Raw genomic sequence first — 16,110 nt, forward strand, 5'->3', positions numbered from 1 at the left:
GCGTTACATCCTCTCGGGAGCGCTAACACCTAAAAGTCGTAAAACGTTGCGCAGGGTTATCCGGGTAGCAGTGACCAGGATGAGGCGCGCACCGCGCAAATTCTCTTCGTCGGCCAGCACCCGGCAATTGGTGTAAAAGTTGTGGAAAAGGGAAGCCAGCTCCTGGGCGTAACGGGTGAGGCGGTGGGGCTCCAGGGCCCGGGCTGCGCCGATAACGGTTTCCGGCAGTTCGGCGATCTTCTTGACCAGTTCCAGCTCCGCCGGGTGGCTCAGGCACCTTAGGTCCACTTCCTGCGGCGAAGGCACCTCTATGCCCCGTTCCCGGGCCAAGCGCAAGATACTGCAGATACGGGCATGGGCGTACTGGACGTAATAGACGGGATTTTCGGCCGTCTGGGAGCGCGCCAGGTCCAGGTCGAAGTCCAGGTGGCTATCGGGTTTAATCATCACGAAGAAGTACCGGGCAGCATCCCGACCCACCTCTTCCAAAAGCTCCTCCAGGGTAACGTATTGACCCGTCCGCTTGGACATGCGCAGGAGCTCCCCGCCCTTGAAAAGGCGGACGAGCTGCATGAGGACGATTTCCAGCCTGTCGGGATCGTACCCCAGGGCGGCCATGGCTCCTTTAAGCCGGGCCACATGGCCGTGGTGGTCGGCGCCCCAGACATTAATAATACGGCTGAAACCCCGCTCAAATTTGTTCCGGTGGTAGGCTATGTCCGCGGCAAAATAAGTGGGCAGGCCGTTCTGGCGCACTACCACCTCGTCCTTTTCTTCTCCCAGGAGGGTGGCTTTAAACCATAGGGCCCCGTCCTTTTCGTAGAGGTAGCCCCTCTCCTTCAGGTCATTGAGGACCCGGGCTACGGCCCCCGCGTCGTGGAGGCTCTGCTCGCTAAACCAAACGTCGAAGTAGACCCCGAAATCCTCCAGGGTTTTTCGGATGGCCGTCAGTTTCTCCTCCAGGGCAAAGCGCACCAGCATCTCCCGCCGAAGGGCCGGATCGGCATCCAGGTACTTGTCCCCCACCTGGTCAATGAAGCGGCGGACCGTGTCGATGAGGTCGTGACCGTGGTACCCTTCCTCCGGTACTTCGGCATCTACGCCCAGGGCCTGGAGATAACGGGCCTCCAGGGACAGGGCAAAGTTCTCGATTTGGTTGCCGGCATCGTTTATATAGAACTCGCGGGTGACGTCGAACCCCGTGGCGGCCAGCAAGTTGGCAATGGTATCGCCCAGCGCCGCTCCCCGGGCATGCCCCATGTGCAGGAGGCCGGTGGGATTGGCGCTTACGAACTCCACCTGGACCTTTTCTCCCCGGCCTATATTAGACCAGCCGTAATACTCGTCCTCGGCCAGGACGGCGGGTAAGACGGGAAGGGCCCAGTTCCCCTCCAGGGTAAAATTAATAAACCCCGGGCCGGCTACATCCACCTTGGCCACCCCGGGTATGGGCCTTTCCAGGTAACGGAGGAGGATTTCCGCCAGCTGCCGGGGGGACATGCGGGCCTGTTTGGCCAGGAGAAAGGCCAGATTGGCCGCGAAATCTCCATGATGCTTTTCCCTGGGCACTTCAAGCACAAAAGTGGGCAGCTCGTCGTAAGCTACCTCGCCGGCTGCCCTGGCACTGGCCGCAGCCTCCGTTAAGGCCCTGGCCAGCCTAGCCTTCATTTCTTGAACTAAATTCACGGTGACCTCCTAAATGGAACTTACTGTGATTTCCAGCTGGTTATAACTTACCCTCTCACAGCCTACTTGCAATTCATATTCTAGATTAATACTTCCACCTGCATCTGTCAAGTGAACTTCTACTTTCGAGGGAAGGATGCTAAGCTTCATGGTGCCGTAAGGGGTGACGTAAAAACCGTCGCTCAGCACGCCTTCTTCAAAGGTGGCCTTGTGCTCGGCGGTTCCCATGCGGTTCAGGATAACCCGACTGGGCTCCACTTTTAGGGAGGTGGTAATACCCTCCATGCCTGCCAAAGCGGATTCGCTATAGAGGATGTAGTAGGAGTTGTCCCGGCTGAAGAGACGGCCTTCGGTGATGAATTCGATGGAGTCCTGCTCCCCCCAAGCATGGGTCTGCGTCCCCTTTACCTTGAGCAGCACCTCTTTTTTCACCGGCACACATCCTTTCCTAAATAGTTAAGGTGCCCTATGTGTTATATTCTTTCTTTTGAGGAAATTTCCTTTTGTTAACCTGTAATTAAAATGATTTTTATCCCTGGTAGTTTATCCCTGCCGTCAACCGGCCATGGAGCCCGAGGTGACCCAGTCCCGGCCCACGGCCACCGCCAACGGGGTAAGTTCCCCCATGAGGCGGTCAAAGGTTTCCGGGTGTAGGGACTGGGGACCGTCGCATAAGGCGCGGGCCGGATCGGGATGTACCTCGATCAGCAGGCCGTCGGCCCCGACGGCCACTGCGGCCCGGGCCAGGGGCAGCACGTATTTCCAGCTCCCGGTGCCGTGGCTGGGGTCTACAATGACCGGCAGGTGGGAGTTCTCTTTCACTACGGCCACAGCGCTCAGATCCAGGGTAAAACGGGTGGCGGGCTCAAAGGTTCGTATGCCCCTTTCACACAAGATGACATTGGGGTTGCCCGCATCCAAAATGTACTCGGCAGCCATGAGCCACTCTTCCACCGTCGCGGCAAAGCCGCGCTTCAAAAGGATGGGCTTGCCCGTGGCCCCGGCCTCTTGCAGCAGCCGGAAATTCTGCATATTCCGTGCCCCGATCTGCAAGGCATCGGCATATTCGGCCACCAGGGCCACATCCCGGGTGTCCACCACTTCGGTGACAAAGGGCAATCCCGTTTCCTGCCTCGCCCGGGCCAGCATCTTGAGGCCCTCTTCTTCCAGCCCCTGGAAGGCATAGGGAGAAGTGCGCGGCTTAAAGGCCCCGCCGCGCAGGATGTGGGCCCCGGCTGCCTTGACGAAACGGGCGACACTTAAGAGCTGCTCCTCGCTTTCCACCGCACAAGGCCCGGCCATCACTACTATTCCCCGGCCCCCTACGGGAATCTCACCGACGCGCACTATAGTAGAGGTGTCTTTCAGTTCCCGGCTCACCAGCTTGTAAGGTTTGAGGATGGGGACTACCTTTTCTACCCCGGGTAGATTGACGATGGCCTCCGAGCTCAAGGCCCTTTTGTCGCCGATGGCGCCCACCACTGTCTTTTCCTGCCCGTAAATGGGATGGGTTCTAAAGCCGAGCTCTTCCAAACGCCGGCACACGGACAGGACTTCTTCCCGCGTAGCTCCCGGTCGCATTACTACGATCATGACCGTAATCCTCCCCCTGGTCAGGTGATGTTTCTCCCAAGCATTCCTTAAGTCGGGACGCCGGTGCCAGCTCCTCATTGACTGGCCGGCCTCCCCCAATGTTCATACGACCTCCCGAAACCCGTCCGGCTTCATCCTGCTACCTAAAATAAAAGCTCCCCATCCCAAGGGACGGGGAGCATCTACCCGCGGTACCACCCAAGTTGGCCGTTGCCAACGGCCCACCTCGTTAAAGGTACGGGAAAAGCGGCCATAGCCCTTTTCCGATACCCCCTCCCTTTTAACGGCGGGAGCTCCGGCGCAGCCTACTGACGGATGGAAATACCCGTGTTCAGCCTGCTCCTCCGAGGAGAACTTCAAGGTGAAGGGCTTAACCGGCCTCCCACCGCCGCCGGCTCGCTGGGTAAGCCCATACACCCCTACTTTTCCTCTTCTTCGGATTTGGGACGATCGTATTTGTGGGTTACTATAGCACAGGGGACAAGGGATCGTCAAGGGGGGGGCGATCACTCACCTAAAATATTTGGAGGCACTCCCGGCCATCCAGCTCGTTTGGGAGGCCCTGGATTATCCTTGTGCCGAACGCCTCCATCCAACAGGTCTCCTTAGCTTTAGCTCGCTCTCCCGCAAATGACCCGGCCCTGCTTGCGCATTAGCGGTGGTAGGGCTCGCCCCGCCGGATTTTACAGGCCCGGTAGAGCTGCTCGAGGAGGATCAGGCGCATAAGCTGGTGGGGAAAGGTCAAGGGAGAAAAGGATAGTTTAAAGTGAGCCCGGTCGAGGACTTCCTGGCTTAAGCCCAGGGTTCCACCGATTACGAAGGCCACCTGGCTGCGGCCTTGTAAGGCGAGGTCGGCCAGGTGCTCCGCCAGCTCTTCGGAAGAAAGCATCTCTCCTTCCCGGTCCAGGGCAATAATATAGGCCCCGTCGGGCAGTAGCCGCAAAAGGGACTGCCCTTCCAGGGCCAGGATGCGCTCTTCCTGGCCAGGCGTGAGGTTGCCCGGCACCTTTTCCTCCGTGCCTTCCCGTATTTCCAACCGGACATAGGGCCGGAGGCGTTTGCTATATTCCTTAATACCTTCCTGGAGGTATTTTTCCTTCACCCTGCCCACGGCCACGACGTATATCTCCATGAACCCCACATCCCTACCCGTCAGCCGCCGCCCGGCTTTACCAGCCCGGGGTACGGCACAGCTGGGGGCTTTAAAGTATTTACTCCCGGGGCAGTTCGGCCAGGGTGGCGCTTAAGGAGAGTTCCCCCTTGCCCGGGCGTACTACGGTAACTATCAGCTGGTCGCCCGGCCTCTTCCCGGCCAAGGCGCTCTGGAGTTCTCCGTAGGTGGTCACCCGGTTGTCGTCCAGCCTGATGATGATATCCTCTACCCGTATCCCGGCCTTGGCCGCCGGGCTACCGGGCATTACCCCTCCCACGAACAGGCCCGCAGGTATATTATACCATCCCGCCACTTCCGGCGTAATCTCCCGGAGATTATAGATACCTAAGTAAGGCCGGCTGACGTATCCCCTGGTCACCAGCTGGTCGATAATGGGCCGCGCGTCGTTGATGGGAATGGCAAAACCCATGCCTTCGACCCCTGTGGTGGCAATTTTTACGCTGTTAATGCCGATGACCTCGCCCCGCATGTTTACCAGGGGTCCGCCGCTGTTGCCCGGATTAATGGGGGCATCGGTCTGCAGGACCCGCAGAACGATGGGCTGCCCTCCTTGGGCGCCGACGGTAATCTCCCGGTTGAGGGCACTGACTACCCCAACGGTTACCGAGCGGGCAAATTCCCTGCCTAGGGGATTACCTATGGCCACCACCGTTTCTCCTACCTGCACTTTGGAGGAATCCCCCAGGCGAGCCGTGGGCAGGTTGGTGGCCTTAATCCGCAGGACGGCCAAATCGCTGCGGGTATCCCGGCCCACCACCTCTGCCGGGAAAACCCGCTCCTGGTCCAGGCTTACATTGATCCGCCCGGCACCGGCAATGACGTGGTTATTGGTTACTATATATCCGTTGGCCCCGTCGAGAATGATCCCCGATCCCTGTTTTACCCCGCCCTTGTCCAGCCAGTCCGTCCCGGTGAGGGCCGTAATTCCCACCACTGCCGGACCCACCTGGCGGGCTACGGCTACTACAGGTGAAGTTTCCCCCGTGAGGTTAGGCGGCTGGGCCAGGGGCAGGGGTGGTGGCGGCGTTGCCGGGGGCAGGGGCTTGGCCATCAGTCGCGGTGCGAGGGCGAAGGTTAAAAGGCCTCCCCCCAGGGCTCCAACCACCACCAGCATCAGGGCCGCCAGCCACCAGCGCCATTTAGCATACATAGGCTTCATTCCTTGAATCCCCCCCCAATAGCTTTGCCTAAAGGCCCGGCGTCTATCCGGCCTTTCCCCGGCTCCAGTCGACGAAAAAAGAGCCCCAGTTAAAAAAGCCCCTGCCGCGTCCTCGGGCAAGGGCACAGAAGGGTGTTTTACCTTTTAACGGGAAGGAGTGAAAAGGGGGGCCGGCAGCTCCTCTACTTCCAAGCCCGTGGCCCTTTCCAGGGCCTTATTAAAGGGCGTGCCGCGGCCGAGTTCGAGGAGGAGTTGGCGGATTCCTTCCCAGCTCACCTGGGTTCTCAGATAGTCTACCATCAGCAGAGACTGGCGGTAGGCCAGGGCCTGGTCGGGAAGGTTGTCGAAATGCCTGTCCAGGTCTTCCAGGGTATACCATGTGCTTGTCTCTGCGGCCTCCGGCCCGGGCAGCCGGTAACCGGTTACCTGCTCCTCGACATACTGGGCAATTCCCTCGGTTAACCAGCGGGGGTAGTTCCCCCGGGCCAGCTGGTCCACCAGCAGGTGGACGAATTCGTGTAGCAGGGGCCCTTCCGTCTTAAAAACCGCGGCCAAATCCCTTCCCGGCCCCGGCCAATCAAGGGGAGATAAAATACGCACCGCACCGGCCCAGTAGACTCCCATGGCGCTTTCATCGGCTGCCCACCCGAACTGTCGCGCCAGGCTCTGCCGGTCGGGATAAAGTAAAACCAGGGTTTTATCCGGCGGACGATATCCGAAGATTTGGGTGGCCGCATTATAGGCCTCCTCCGCCGTTTCCAGTACCAGGGGTACCACGGAGGCGTCCTGGCTGCGGTATTTAAGGCGAAAATGCCGGCTCTCCGCCGCCAGCCAATCCCGGGTTTGCCACTCTGTATGCTCTTTGGCCAAAGCAACTGCTGCGCTGTAGCTCCAGGTCCTTACCCAGCTAAGGCTGCGCCAGGCTCCGGCCCCGGCTAGGACCAGGCCCAACAGGCAAACCTTGGCCAGGGCCCGCCGCCAGAATTTATTCAATCTTCTCCCTCCCCCGGGGAGCCCTTTTCCGTCTCTCCTCCTTTCAATTATATTACAGCCCCACCGGGCTTTCACTGTAAATGGGTGGAAAGGAGAAACCCCGGCTCCATGGTAGGAACCGGGGCTCTGCTATAGGGGGGCATCAGGGCGCTACTACCTCGTATCCTGCCCTGGTGACGGCCTCCTTCAAATCCTGCAGGCCGACCCTGTCGGGCTTGTAGGTAACTACCGCTTCTTTAGCTTCCAGGTTCACCTCTACTCTCTCCACACCGGCCAGGCCCTGCAAAGCCTTTTGCACAGTCATCTGGCAGTGGCTGCAGGTCATACCCTGGATCTTTAGCGTCACCTGCCGGCTATTGGACCCGCAACATGCCACCTGTCCCACCTCCTTTACCCGGCGAAGAACACTCAAGTGTTGACCGGAGGAAATTGATCACCGGCCGACAAGGTCGGCCAGGTATTTCTCCGCCGCCATGGCCGCGGCTGCACCGTCGCCCACGGCGGTGGCTACCTGTCGGAAGGCCTTAGACCGCACATCCCCGGCGGCGTAGACGCCGGCGACCGAGGTGGACAGGTCCTCCCGGGTAATAATGTAGCCTCCTTCATCCAGCTCCAGGATGCCCTGGAGGAAGTCGGTGTTCGGCTTCTGGCCGATGAAGATGAAAATCCCGTCGAATTCCTCTTCTCTGACCATCCCGCTCTGAACATCCCGCAAGCGCAGGGCTTCCACTTTAGTTTCTCCCAGGATGGCCTCCACTGTTGTGCTCCAGTAGAAGGTTATCTTGGGGTTTTCCAGGGCCCTCCGTTGAAGGATCTGGGCGGCCCGTAGCCGGTCGCGGCGGTGAATGATGGTCACGCTGGCGGCAAAGCGGGTGAGAAAGAGAGCTTCTTCCACGGCGGAATCGCCCCCGCCCACTACGGCCACCCTTTTGCCCCGGAAGAAGGCGGCGTCGCAGGTGGCGCAGTAGGACACCCCTCGCCCCCGCAAGGCTTCCTCTCCCGGCACCTCCAGGGGGCGGGGGCTGGCACCGGTGGCCACGATCACGGCGCCGGCCGCGTACTCATTACCGTCGGCCCATACCCGCTTCTGCGTCCCGTTAAAGTCCACCCTGGCCACCGTGGCGGTTTCCAGTTGGGCTCCAAAACGCTGGGCCTGTTCAGCAAACTTGGCGGCCAGGTCCATGCCGTCGATACCCTCGGGAAAGCCCGGGTAGTTTTCTATCCTGTCCGTCTGGCCGGCCCAGCCGCCGGGGACCCCTCTTTCCAGTATAACCGTACGCAGGCCTCCCCTGGCGCCGTACAGCCCGGCCGTAAGCCCGGCCGGGCCCCCTCCCAATACCAGAAGGTCGCAATCCATGGCTAACTGCCTCCCGTATTTATAAGGTAATCTTCTCCTTGCAGATTTCGGTGTTACGCCTCCCCGCACCATCCCGGCAGGTTCCTTAAGGCCCGGTTGGGGTCAAGGTAGCCCTCTGATAATCAGCCTGTTGGTCCCTCGTTTTTCTGATTTTGAGTTAATTATACGCTATAAGTAAGTCCCGGCGCAACCCTGCCGGCCACGGCCTGTCCACGAAACAAAAAAGACCGCCCTTCGCGATCAAAGGCGCGGCCTTTTTTGGATATCCTCAAGGATTGGCCCTTCAGCGTAGGTATTGGTAAGGATTGCGGAACTCCCCGTCAACCAGAACCTCCAGGTGCAGGTGGGGACCCGTGGTCCGGCCCGAGGTGCCCACGTAACCTACTATTTGGCCCCGCGACACCCTCTGACCTGTCTTTACATTGTAGCCGGAAAGGTGGGCATAGCGGGTAACCAGGCCGCCTCCGTGGTCGATGGTTACCATACGGCCGTATCCGCCCATATATCCCACCTGGGTCACCACGCCGTCCTCGGCGGCACCTACAGCGGTTCCGTAAGAAGCCGCGATATCCAGGCCGGAATGAAACTCCCCGCCCCGGTAACCGTAGGGCGAACTAATAGGACCCGACACCGGCCAGGCCAGGCGGCCCGAGCCCCCGCGGGCGGCCAGGGCCACTTGTACCTTGGTGCCGCGTTCTACAATTCTGGTGACCGGCTCCTTCAGGACTTTCGCCTCAAGGACTTCTTTTCCAACAACCCGGCCGTTCTCGGCCACGACGCGGTAGGTTACCTTCTTCTCTCCCTCAACCCCTGCCTGTTTTACCCGCTCCTGACCCCGCCACAGTTGGGATGTCGTCTTCACCTCGGTGGGATAAGGTATGCTCTCCGTAACCTCCTGCCGGTAAACCACCACTACGTTGAGCAGGGGCTTCCTGGCGCTCAGGTTAATTACCTGTCCTATGTCGAGGCGCTCCCCCTGAATTTGCGGGTTGGCTTCCTGCAGCTTTTCTACCGGGAGGTCGAACTTCTGGGCAATGGTCCAGAGGCAGTCTCCCTCCTGGACGGTATATTGTCTGACTTCTTCGGTTCCTTCCTTAAGAAGGGCGAGAACCTCATCCGGAGAAGCGATGTCCTCCGGGGCCGCCAGTTGGCGGACCAGACTTACTTTTTCCTTGAACTTTACTTCTTCCACCATAGCCCCCTCGCCCGGCACGAACTCCTTCTTCAGCCGTTCCAGGAGGGCTACGGCCGTAGCCTCGTCCCGCAACAAAGCGCGGGAGACTCCGTCAATTTCGAGGGCCGTGGCCGGGACCTTGAAGGAAATTCGCCCCGCCAGGAGCCGTTCCAGCTCCTCGGGGGTATTGATGGCCCCGCGGTCCACCTTCACGGGCAGGTATTCTATTGTTTCGGCAAGCTGGACACCCTCATAGCCGCCTTTTCCCATGGCCGCCAGGAGATTTTCAACGGCCTGTTGGGCCTCCTCCCTGCTGGCGGCCACGGCCACCCTTTCACCTTCAACGACTACGGCCCAGGCATTGGGAGCCACGGCCAGACGCCAGCCTGCCAGGAGAATCACTGCGCCTCCTGCTATCCCTATAACCGCTCTTCTGAAGCGGGGAGGTTTGTCCTCCCACTTCCGCCTAAATTTGTATACCAGCGCCCAACTCTGCTTCAAGCCCTCGGCAGCTCTTTGAGCAGCTCCCTTAACCTTCTCCAACCAATTTCCAGGACTCTCCTTAGGTTGCGGCAACCCTTCCGGCTGCTCAAGGTGCGGTGGCATGACCTCCCCCCTTTGTATATATATTCCGGCCCGCCGTCCTCGGTTCGGCCGACCGCCAACAAGCAAAGAACGGTAGCACGTTATATATTTCGCTTTAAAGGGAGAGGAATCCTGCCTAACTTGAAAAATTCGCCTTTAGTTTCGCCAGGATATACAGGGAGGCTTCCAGCCTGCTCTGCTGGAGGGCGCAGGCCACCTCATCGGGTTCCCGCAGGTTTCCGGTGGAAGCGAGAGCAGCGGCATGGCACCCGCCGCTGCAGTAAAAGCGGGCCCAGCAGCGGGCGCACCGGGGTTTTCGGTACACGTAGGCCTGGCGGAACTCCTCCTGCAGGTCCGGCCTCTCGATGCCCCGTTGGACGTGGCCCAGGCGGAACTCGGACCTGCCCACCAGCTGGTGGCAGGGGTAAAGCTCGCCGTCCGGGGTAACAGCCATATAGCTCACCCCCGCTCCGCAACCGTACAGCCGCTTGGTAAGACAGGGGCCCCCGCCCAGGTCCAGGTTAAAGTGAAAGAACTCAAAGGGCCGCCCTTCCCGCCTCGCACTGCAGTAAAGATCGGCCAACCGGGAATATTCCCTCCTCACGGTGGGTATATCCTCCATCCTGAGGCTGTAAGGTGCCTGGGGCGGGGCCACTACCGGCTCCAGGGAAATAAACCGGAAGCCCAAACTTAAAAGGTGCTCGACGTCCCGGCTGAAGTCGAGATTGTCCCGGGTATAGGTGCCGCGTATCCAATAGTCCTCGTGACCGCGGGCGGCTGTAAGGGCTTTGAGGCGCGGGACTACCTGGGCATAGCTGCCTTCCCCGTCCGGCAGGCGGCGGTACCGGTCATGGGTATTTGGCCGCCCGTCCAGGCTCAAAATCACGCTGATGCGCTCCCGGTTTAAAAACTCCTCTATTTCCGGCGTCAGGCCCAGGCCATTGGTGGTGAGGGTGAAGCGTATTTCCTTCCCCGCGGCTTCGGCCCGGGCGCGGCCGTAAGCTACTAATTCCCGCACCGTATCGAAATTGAGCAGGGGTTCGCCGCCGAAAAAATCTACTTCCACCCGCGGCCGCCTTCCGGCGAGGCGGAACAGAAGGTCCAGGGCCGCGCGGCCAACTGCGCGGCTCATGAGGCCACGGCGGCCGCCGAAGGGACCTCCCCCGGCAAAGCAGTACCGGCAGCGCATGTTGCAGTCGTGGGACACGTGGAGGCAAAGGGCCTGCAGTACCGGCTCCGGCGGTCGGTAAAGGCCAGCGGCGAGGTCCCGGGTAAAAAGACTGCCCTCCTCCTGGCAGCGCGCCAGGTCGGCCAGCACCTCGTCCACCACCTCCCGACCGTAGCAGCCGGTGCTGCGCGCCAGGGCAGAATACTCTATGCGGTTACAACCGGCCAGATCAGCGAGAACGTCCTTGGTGGGTTGGTCGATGATATGGAGGGCGCCGCTGTTGACATCTAACAGGAGGTCCAGGTCGTTAAAGGTAAACCAGTGTATATCGGCCTGCCAGTCTACATCCCGCAGGTCGGGTATCCTTTTCGTCATTCTCCCACACCCTCATACGGTACTAGGTCGGAGCCCGGGGGATTTCCGGGCTCCCGCGGTGTATCGCCCGCTCACAGGGGAGTGACTTATAACTCGCAAGGGGGCTTCAGCCTAAGGGGAAGGCGGGCCCTTGCGCAATTGGAGCCGCCGGCCGGGCTAAAGCATAAGGCCGCCTGCGGCCCGCTCCTGAGGCAAGGGGTTCGAATGATGCGGGAGACCCGTGGCTGAAAACCGGGTACCGATCTTCCTCCGCCAATCTCGTTGACCCACCCAAGGCCGTGCCGCAGAGGCCTTAAGGACGCCAACAAAAAAGCCGGCTCCCTGCGAGGGGGAAACCGGCTTCCCTACCGCCCCATTTTGTCCCCGGGGACGGGAACGGGTACCCACGCCCGGAGGTTGCCACCCTCCCGTGCCCTCCCGAAGCTGACCATGGCCTCCGCCTGACTCCCCAGCAAGGCCATAGGCGGCATCTCCTGCCCTGCCCTGTGTATCCCACCCCGAGCTGACCCCTTAGCCATGGCGGAGGCCCGGCGACCCTTCGCCCGCGGCATCGATCTCGTCCCCGCGGCTCCGGGCGGGACCCGGGACCCTGAGGAACTGGCGATGCTCCAACCTCTTTGCCTCGCGCCACCGGGCAGGGGCTTAAGTACTGCCGGAGCCCGGGAATGACCACTGGTCAGGGCCGGGCAAAAGGCCCCCAGGGGGGCCAGGCCGAGGGCCCCTTTCCGGAGTGCCAGCCGGCGGGGTCCGGCTCCCGCCGGCACCCGGCTCTTCTACTTCATCACGGATGGACGAGAGCTGGTCCTCTGGCCGTTTTCACAAGCCTGATTGCTGACAGTAATGGAGGTTTTGCAGGCCGACTGGCAGGAAACCCGGCAGTATCCGCAGCCGCCCCTTTGCAGGGTCTCTTGCAATCGCGGTTGGCTCACGGTAATGATATGCATTATAGGCTCACCCCGGCTTCTAGCGTTTGGAGAATTGAGGTGCCTTGCGCGCTTTTTTCAGCCCGTACTTGCGCCGCTCCTTCATGCGGGGATCCCGGGTAAGGAACCCGGCCCGCCGCAATACCGGTCGCAGTTCGGCGTCGGCCTGAAGGAGGGCCCGGGCTATCCCCAGGCGCACCGCCCCGGCCTGGCCGCTCAAGCCGCCCCCTTCTACCTTGGCCACCACATCGAAGCGGTCCGCCATCCGCGCCACCTCGAGGGGGCGGCGTATCATATCGGCCAAAACCTGCTGGCCGAAATATTCTATAGGCGTCCTATCGTTTATGATTATACGGCCTTCCCCTGGAATCAGCCTTACCCGGGCCACCGCTTCCTTGCGCCGTCCCGTGCCGTAGAACTGTACCTGTGCCAAACCCTTCGCCTCCTTCTTTAATCCCTAGCCGTCCATACTTCTGGCTTTTGTGCCTGGTGGGGATGGGTGTCGCCCCGGTAGACTCTCAGCTTCTTGATGATCTTGCGTCCCAGCCGGTTGTGGGGTAGCATCCCCCAGACGGCCTTGTGCACGGCCTTTTCCGGCTGGGTTTTGAGCAGGGTGCCGTACTTGATCCGTTTGAGCCCTCCGGGATAACCCGAATGGCGGATGTACTCCTTCTGCTCCAGTTTCTTGCCGGTCAACCGTACCTTCTCGGCATTTATGATGATGACGTGGTCACCGGTGTCCACGTGGGGAGTATAGATGGGTTTATGCTTTCCCCGCAGCAGGGCTGCCGCCGTGGCCGCTACGCGCCCCAGGCTCTTGCCGGCGGCGTCGATGACGTACCACTTGCGCTGCACCTCATGGGGTTTGGCCATAAAGGTCTTCATTTTCTCCCTCCTGTTTCCGCTCAGCCTAATTTTACGAGAATACACGATCCAAGTCAACTAAAGGACATCTAGCGTATCCCCATTTTGGGGGTAGAGGCTGCCTTGGCTTGAAAGCGAGCGACTAACCCGAGCGGCTGCCAAACTTCATGAAGTCGAAAGCGGAGGCGGACCCGAGGCCATGGACGGCCGAGGCCCGCAATTGAGATAGGAGGATGTCGAATTTGCCGGGAAGTCCGCCGGAGCTTAAGACTGAGTGATAGTTTAGCCCGCGAGGGTTTCTGGAGCGAGCGAAAGCCGAGCAGACCTATGCTCGAAAATGGGATCGCCAGAAGAGCCATGGCACATCCCTCTATGGTCACCCTTCCCTGCGGGACCCGCAGGCCGGGCCGACCCCAAATTCCCGGGTCAAGGAGGATTTTCCGTCGCCCGGCCGCCGTGCTCCGGGAACCGGGCCCGGGAGATAACCCTTCCCTGGCCCTGCCCCATCCTCGTAACGCCCGGGCCTTCCGCCCGCCTCGGGTAGCCCCCTTGCGGGATAAACCCCCTTTTAGACGGGGGATAGTCCGCGGCGGCCGTATAGCCTCGCTTTTTCTTCCAGCACCGGCGCGCCTCAATACTCCACGCGTTCCAGGCACAGGCCCTGGGGCGGCGCCGTAGGTCCCGCTTCCTCCCGCCGGCGGCCGGCCAGAATCCTTCCCATATCCCCGGGATCTCGCCGCCCCAGACCGATTTCCACCAGGGTGCCGACGATAATGCGCACCATGTGGTACAGGAAGCCGTCGGCCGTAATGTCCAGGTAGAGGAAGGGTTCCCGGCGGGTCCACCTGATATCCTTAATTTCCCGTTCGAAGTTCTTAACGGGCCGGCCCGCCGCGGCGAAGGCGCGGAAATCATGGCGTCCCTTTAGGCTTGCGGCCGCCTCTTTCATGGCATCCAGGTCCAGGGGCCGCCGGACGTGCCAGGCATAGCGCCGTCGAAACACATCGGGAAGGGCGCCGTTGTCGATGGTATAGCGGTAGGTCTTGCTCCTGGCCGAATAGCGGGCGTGAAAGTCCGGCCCCACCTCCTCGGCCTTGAGGGCCACGATGTCCGGCGGCAGTACGCTGTTTAAGGCCCACGGCCAGCGCTCTGTAGGTATCTTGCTCCCAGTGGCCAGGCTTATTACCTGACCCCGGGCGTGAACCCCGGCATCGGTGCGGCCGGCCGCTATCACCCGGATCCTTTCACCCGTCAGCCGGGCCAGGGCTTCCTCCACCCTCTGCTGGATGGTAGGGCCGTGCTCCCGGGGCTGCACCTGCCAGCCGGCGTAGTCGGTGCCGTCGTAGGCCAGGGTGATCTTCAGGTACCTCATAGGCTTCCCCCAAGGCTATCTATATCCAGCGCAGGGCCAGGGCCAGGCCAGCCAGTATGCCGCATAGAACCAGGAAGGCGTAATCCTGCCACACCATTTTCAGTTGCTCCAGTGAACCCCGTCTGCGCCCGGCCTGGTAACACCGGGCTTCCATGGCCTGGGCCAGGTCTTCGGCCCTCTTAAGGGTACCCACGAACAGGGGTATCAGAAAGGGCAGGAAGTTTTTCCCCCAACCTATGATCCCCCGACGTTCGAGGCTGAGGCCGCGGGCCGCCTGGGCTTTGAGTACCCGGTCCGCCTCTTCCACCAGGGTAGGTACAAAGCGGAGGGCCAGGGTGAACATGAGGCTAATTTCGTCCACCGGCACCCTAAGCGCCGCCGTCGGCCGCAGGAGGTGTTGGATGCCCCGGGCTAGGGTCAGGGGGGTGGTGGTAGCCGTAAGGAGGGTTGCCGCCACCAACAGGAAGCCAACCCGGCCCGTGGCCACCAGACCCAGCTCCAGCCCTTCGCGGGTGACCACCAGGGGGCCTACCTGGCTCCAGGGCGTACCCGGGGTAAGGGTAGCCTGGAGGGCTACCACTATAAGGAGAAAGAGCAGTACGGGTTTCATCTGCTGCCAGAGATAGCGCCATGATAAGTGCGCCAGGAACACCCCTGCCAGGGAAAGGGACCCCAGGGCAAAAAGACTGCCGAGGTTGGGGGCCGCGAGGAGGGCTACCCCATAGAGGAAGAGACCCCCTATTTTGCTCCGCGGATCCAGGCGGTGGAGGAAGCTTCGGCCGGGCACATAGCGCCCTAATTCAAAGGTCATGGCCTTCACTCCTGTACCAGCGGAGTATTTCTTCCTCCGCCGCCTCCAGGCTGAAAACCGCCGACGAGACCGGGGCCCCCAGGTGCCGCAGCTCCAGGAAAACCTCCGTTATGGGCGGCGGCCTCAACCCCCAGCGGGACAGGTCAATGCGGCCGTCAAAGGCCTCCCCCGGACTCCCCCAGAAGACCAGCCTGCCCTGGTGGAGGACCGCGATCCTCTGGGCCAGGGCGGCAACTTCCGCCATGTTATGGGATATAAAGATGACGGTATTCCCCTGGCGGTGGTATCCCTTTAGCACCTGCAGAATCAGGTTCCGGCCGGCCGGATCCAATCCGGCGGTGGGTTCGTCGAGGATGAAAACCTCCGGCTCCAGGGCCAATATCCCGGCGAGGGCTACCCGCCTCTGCTGGCCGCCGCTCAAACTAAAAGGTGACCGCCCGGCCACCTCCTGGTCCAACCCAACACTCCGCAGGGATTTTCTTACGCGCCTCTCCACCTCCTGGGGCGGGAGGCCCAGGCTGCGGGGGCCAAAGGCCACGTCCTGCCCTACGGTTTCAGCAAAGAGCTGGCGCTCCGGCTGTTGTAGCGCCAGTCCGATCCTACCCCGCCAGGTGGGGGTGCCCTTGCCCCGGGATCGCCAAAGGGGTACGCCGTCGAGGTACACCTGCCCCCGGCTGGGCCGCAGGAGGCCGGCCATGATCTGAGCCAGGGTCGATTTTCCCGATCCCCCGGCTCCGATAACTGCCAGCCACTCGCCCGGCCGTACGGTGAGGCTGACGTCTACCAGAGCGGGTATATCCTGGCCTCCGGTCTGGTAGTGAAAGGACACTTCCTTCAAGGCGATCTCCATGACTCTAAACTTCACGTCCCCCTTAA

The 16,110-nt window shown here is 61.2% G+C and carries 16 protein-coding genes and 1 other annotated feature; all 16 genes read right to left on the minus strand.

All coding sequences use genetic code 11. The annotated features are described in order from the left end of the window. Positions 1–3 precede the first annotated feature (3 nt). Positions 4–1,686 carry an arginine--tRNA ligase gene (argS, locus tag TAMC210_RS06670; protein ID WP_277997687.1) on the minus strand — a complete coding sequence of 561 codons (1,683 nt, stop codon included), beginning with the start codon at positions 1,684–1,686 and terminating at the stop codon, positions 4–6. Positions 1,687–1,695: 9 nt separating this feature from the next. Beyond that, the gene (locus TAMC210_RS06675) at positions 1,696–2,118 is read right to left on the minus strand and encodes a DUF1934 domain-containing protein (RefSeq protein ID WP_173297993.1); all 423 of its coding nucleotides are present in this window, start codon (positions 2,116–2,118) and stop codon (positions 1,696–1,698) included. Positions 2,119–2,241: 123 nt separating this feature from the next. Next, positions 2,242–3,279, minus strand: coding sequence for a 3-deoxy-7-phosphoheptulonate synthase (gene aroF / locus TAMC210_RS06680; protein ID WP_173298179.1), 1,038 nt, complete (start codon positions 3,277–3,279; stop codon positions 2,242–2,244). Positions 3,280–3,443: 164 nt separating this feature from the next. Beyond that, positions 3,444–3,724: a binding site (T-box leader), on the minus strand. Between the two features lie 207 nt (positions 3,725–3,931). Then, a complete protein-coding gene (rlmH, locus tag TAMC210_RS06685) occupies positions 3,932–4,411 on the minus strand; it encodes a 23S rRNA (pseudouridine(1915)-N(3))-methyltransferase RlmH (RefSeq protein ID WP_173297994.1) in 480 nt (159 codons plus the stop codon). Between the two features lie 79 nt (positions 4,412–4,490). Then, positions 4,491–5,612 (minus strand): S1C family serine protease, encoded by a 1,122-nt coding sequence (locus TAMC210_RS06690; protein ID WP_173297995.1) that lies wholly within the window; start codon positions 5,610–5,612, stop codon positions 4,491–4,493. Between the two features lie 144 nt (positions 5,613–5,756). After that, entirely contained in the window at positions 5,757–6,605 is an 849-nt protein-coding gene (locus TAMC210_RS06695; RefSeq protein ID WP_173297996.1) for a peptidase MA family metallohydrolase, read from the minus strand. Positions 6,606–6,747: 142 nt separating this feature from the next. Further along, on the minus strand, positions 6,748–6,981 hold the full coding sequence (locus tag TAMC210_RS06700; RefSeq protein ID WP_254388544.1) for a heavy-metal-associated domain-containing protein: 234 nt from the start codon (positions 6,979–6,981) through the stop codon (positions 6,748–6,750). Positions 6,982–7,038: 57 nt separating this feature from the next. Next, complete coding sequence (trxB, locus tag TAMC210_RS06705) at positions 7,039–7,962, minus strand: thioredoxin-disulfide reductase (protein ID WP_173297997.1); 924 nt, start codon at positions 7,960–7,962, stop codon at positions 7,039–7,041. Positions 7,963–8,245: 283 nt separating this feature from the next. Continuing rightward, the gene (locus TAMC210_RS06710; RefSeq protein ID WP_217267294.1) at positions 8,246–9,538 is read right to left on the minus strand and encodes a M23 family metallopeptidase; all 1,293 of its coding nucleotides are present in this window, start codon (positions 9,536–9,538) and stop codon (positions 8,246–8,248) included. Positions 9,539–9,857: 319 nt separating this feature from the next. Next, entirely contained in the window at positions 9,858–11,264 is a 1,407-nt protein-coding gene (gene scfB / locus TAMC210_RS06715) for a thioether cross-link-forming SCIFF peptide maturase (RefSeq protein ID WP_173297999.1), read from the minus strand. 773 nt (positions 11,265–12,037) lie between these two features. Continuing rightward, a complete protein-coding gene (scfA, locus tag TAMC210_RS06720; protein WP_277997689.1) occupies positions 12,038–12,208 on the minus strand; it encodes a six-cysteine ranthipeptide SCIFF in 171 nt (56 codons plus the stop codon). A 19-nt stretch (positions 12,209–12,227) separates the two neighbouring features. Further along, complete coding sequence (rpsI, locus tag TAMC210_RS06725; RefSeq protein WP_173298000.1) at positions 12,228–12,620, minus strand: 30S ribosomal protein S9; 393 nt, start codon at positions 12,618–12,620, stop codon at positions 12,228–12,230. A 17-nt stretch (positions 12,621–12,637) separates the two neighbouring features. Continuing rightward, positions 12,638–13,072 carry a 50S ribosomal protein L13 gene (gene rplM, locus TAMC210_RS06730; RefSeq protein ID WP_173298001.1) on the minus strand — a complete coding sequence of 145 codons (435 nt, stop codon included), beginning with the start codon at positions 13,070–13,072 and terminating at the stop codon, positions 12,638–12,640. 610 nt (positions 13,073–13,682) lie between these two features. Continuing rightward, a complete protein-coding gene (gene truA, locus TAMC210_RS06735; protein WP_173298002.1) occupies positions 13,683–14,423 on the minus strand; it encodes a tRNA pseudouridine(38-40) synthase TruA in 741 nt (246 codons plus the stop codon). 19 nt (positions 14,424–14,442) lie between these two features. Next, positions 14,443–15,234 (minus strand): energy-coupling factor transporter transmembrane component T family protein, encoded by a 792-nt coding sequence (locus tag TAMC210_RS06740; RefSeq protein WP_173298003.1) that lies wholly within the window; start codon positions 15,232–15,234, stop codon positions 14,443–14,445. Continuing rightward, positions 15,224–16,099, minus strand: a complete 876-nt coding sequence (locus tag TAMC210_RS06745; RefSeq protein ID WP_173298004.1) for an ATP-binding cassette domain-containing protein — start codon at positions 16,097–16,099, stop codon at positions 15,224–15,226. The genes TAMC210_RS06740 and TAMC210_RS06745 overlap by 11 nt, the downstream gene beginning before the upstream one ends. Between the last annotated feature and the right edge of the window lie 11 nt (positions 16,100–16,110).

It is taken from the genome of Thermanaeromonas sp. C210, from assembly GCF_013167955.1.
GTDB lineage: Bacteria > Bacillota > DSM-521 > Neomoorellales > Neomoorellaceae > UBA12545.

Excerpts from the sequence above, each read along its gene's own strand:
- trxB (WP_173297997.1), bottom strand. The coding sequence starts at position 7,962 with ATGGATTGCGACCTTCTGGTATTGGGAGGGGGCCCGGCCGGGCTTACG.
- scfA (WP_277997689.1), bottom strand. The coding sequence starts at position 12,208 with ATGCATATCATTACCGTGAGCCAACCGCGATTGCAAGAGACCCTGCAA.
- aroF (WP_173298179.1), bottom strand. The coding sequence starts at position 3,279 with ATGATCGTAGTAATGCGACCGGGAGCTACGCGGGAAGAAGTCCTGTCC.
- truA (WP_173298002.1), bottom strand. The coding sequence starts at position 14,423 with ATGAGGTACCTGAAGATCACCCTGGCCTACGACGGCACCGACTACGCC.
- TAMC210_RS06740 (WP_173298003.1), bottom strand. The coding sequence starts at position 15,234 with ATGACCTTTGAATTAGGGCGCTATGTGCCCGGCCGAAGCTTCCTCCAC.
- scfB (WP_173297999.1), bottom strand. The coding sequence starts at position 11,264 with ATGACGAAAAGGATACCCGACCTGCGGGATGTAGACTGGCAGGCCGAT.
- rplM (WP_173298001.1), bottom strand. The coding sequence starts at position 13,072 with ATGAAGACCTTTATGGCCAAACCCCATGAGGTGCAGCGCAAGTGGTAC.
- rlmH (WP_173297994.1), bottom strand. The coding sequence starts at position 4,411 with ATGGAGATATACGTCGTGGCCGTGGGCAGGGTGAAGGAAAAATACCTC.
- TAMC210_RS06690 (WP_173297995.1), bottom strand. The coding sequence starts at position 5,612 with ATGAAGCCTATGTATGCTAAATGGCGCTGGTGGCTGGCGGCCCTGATG.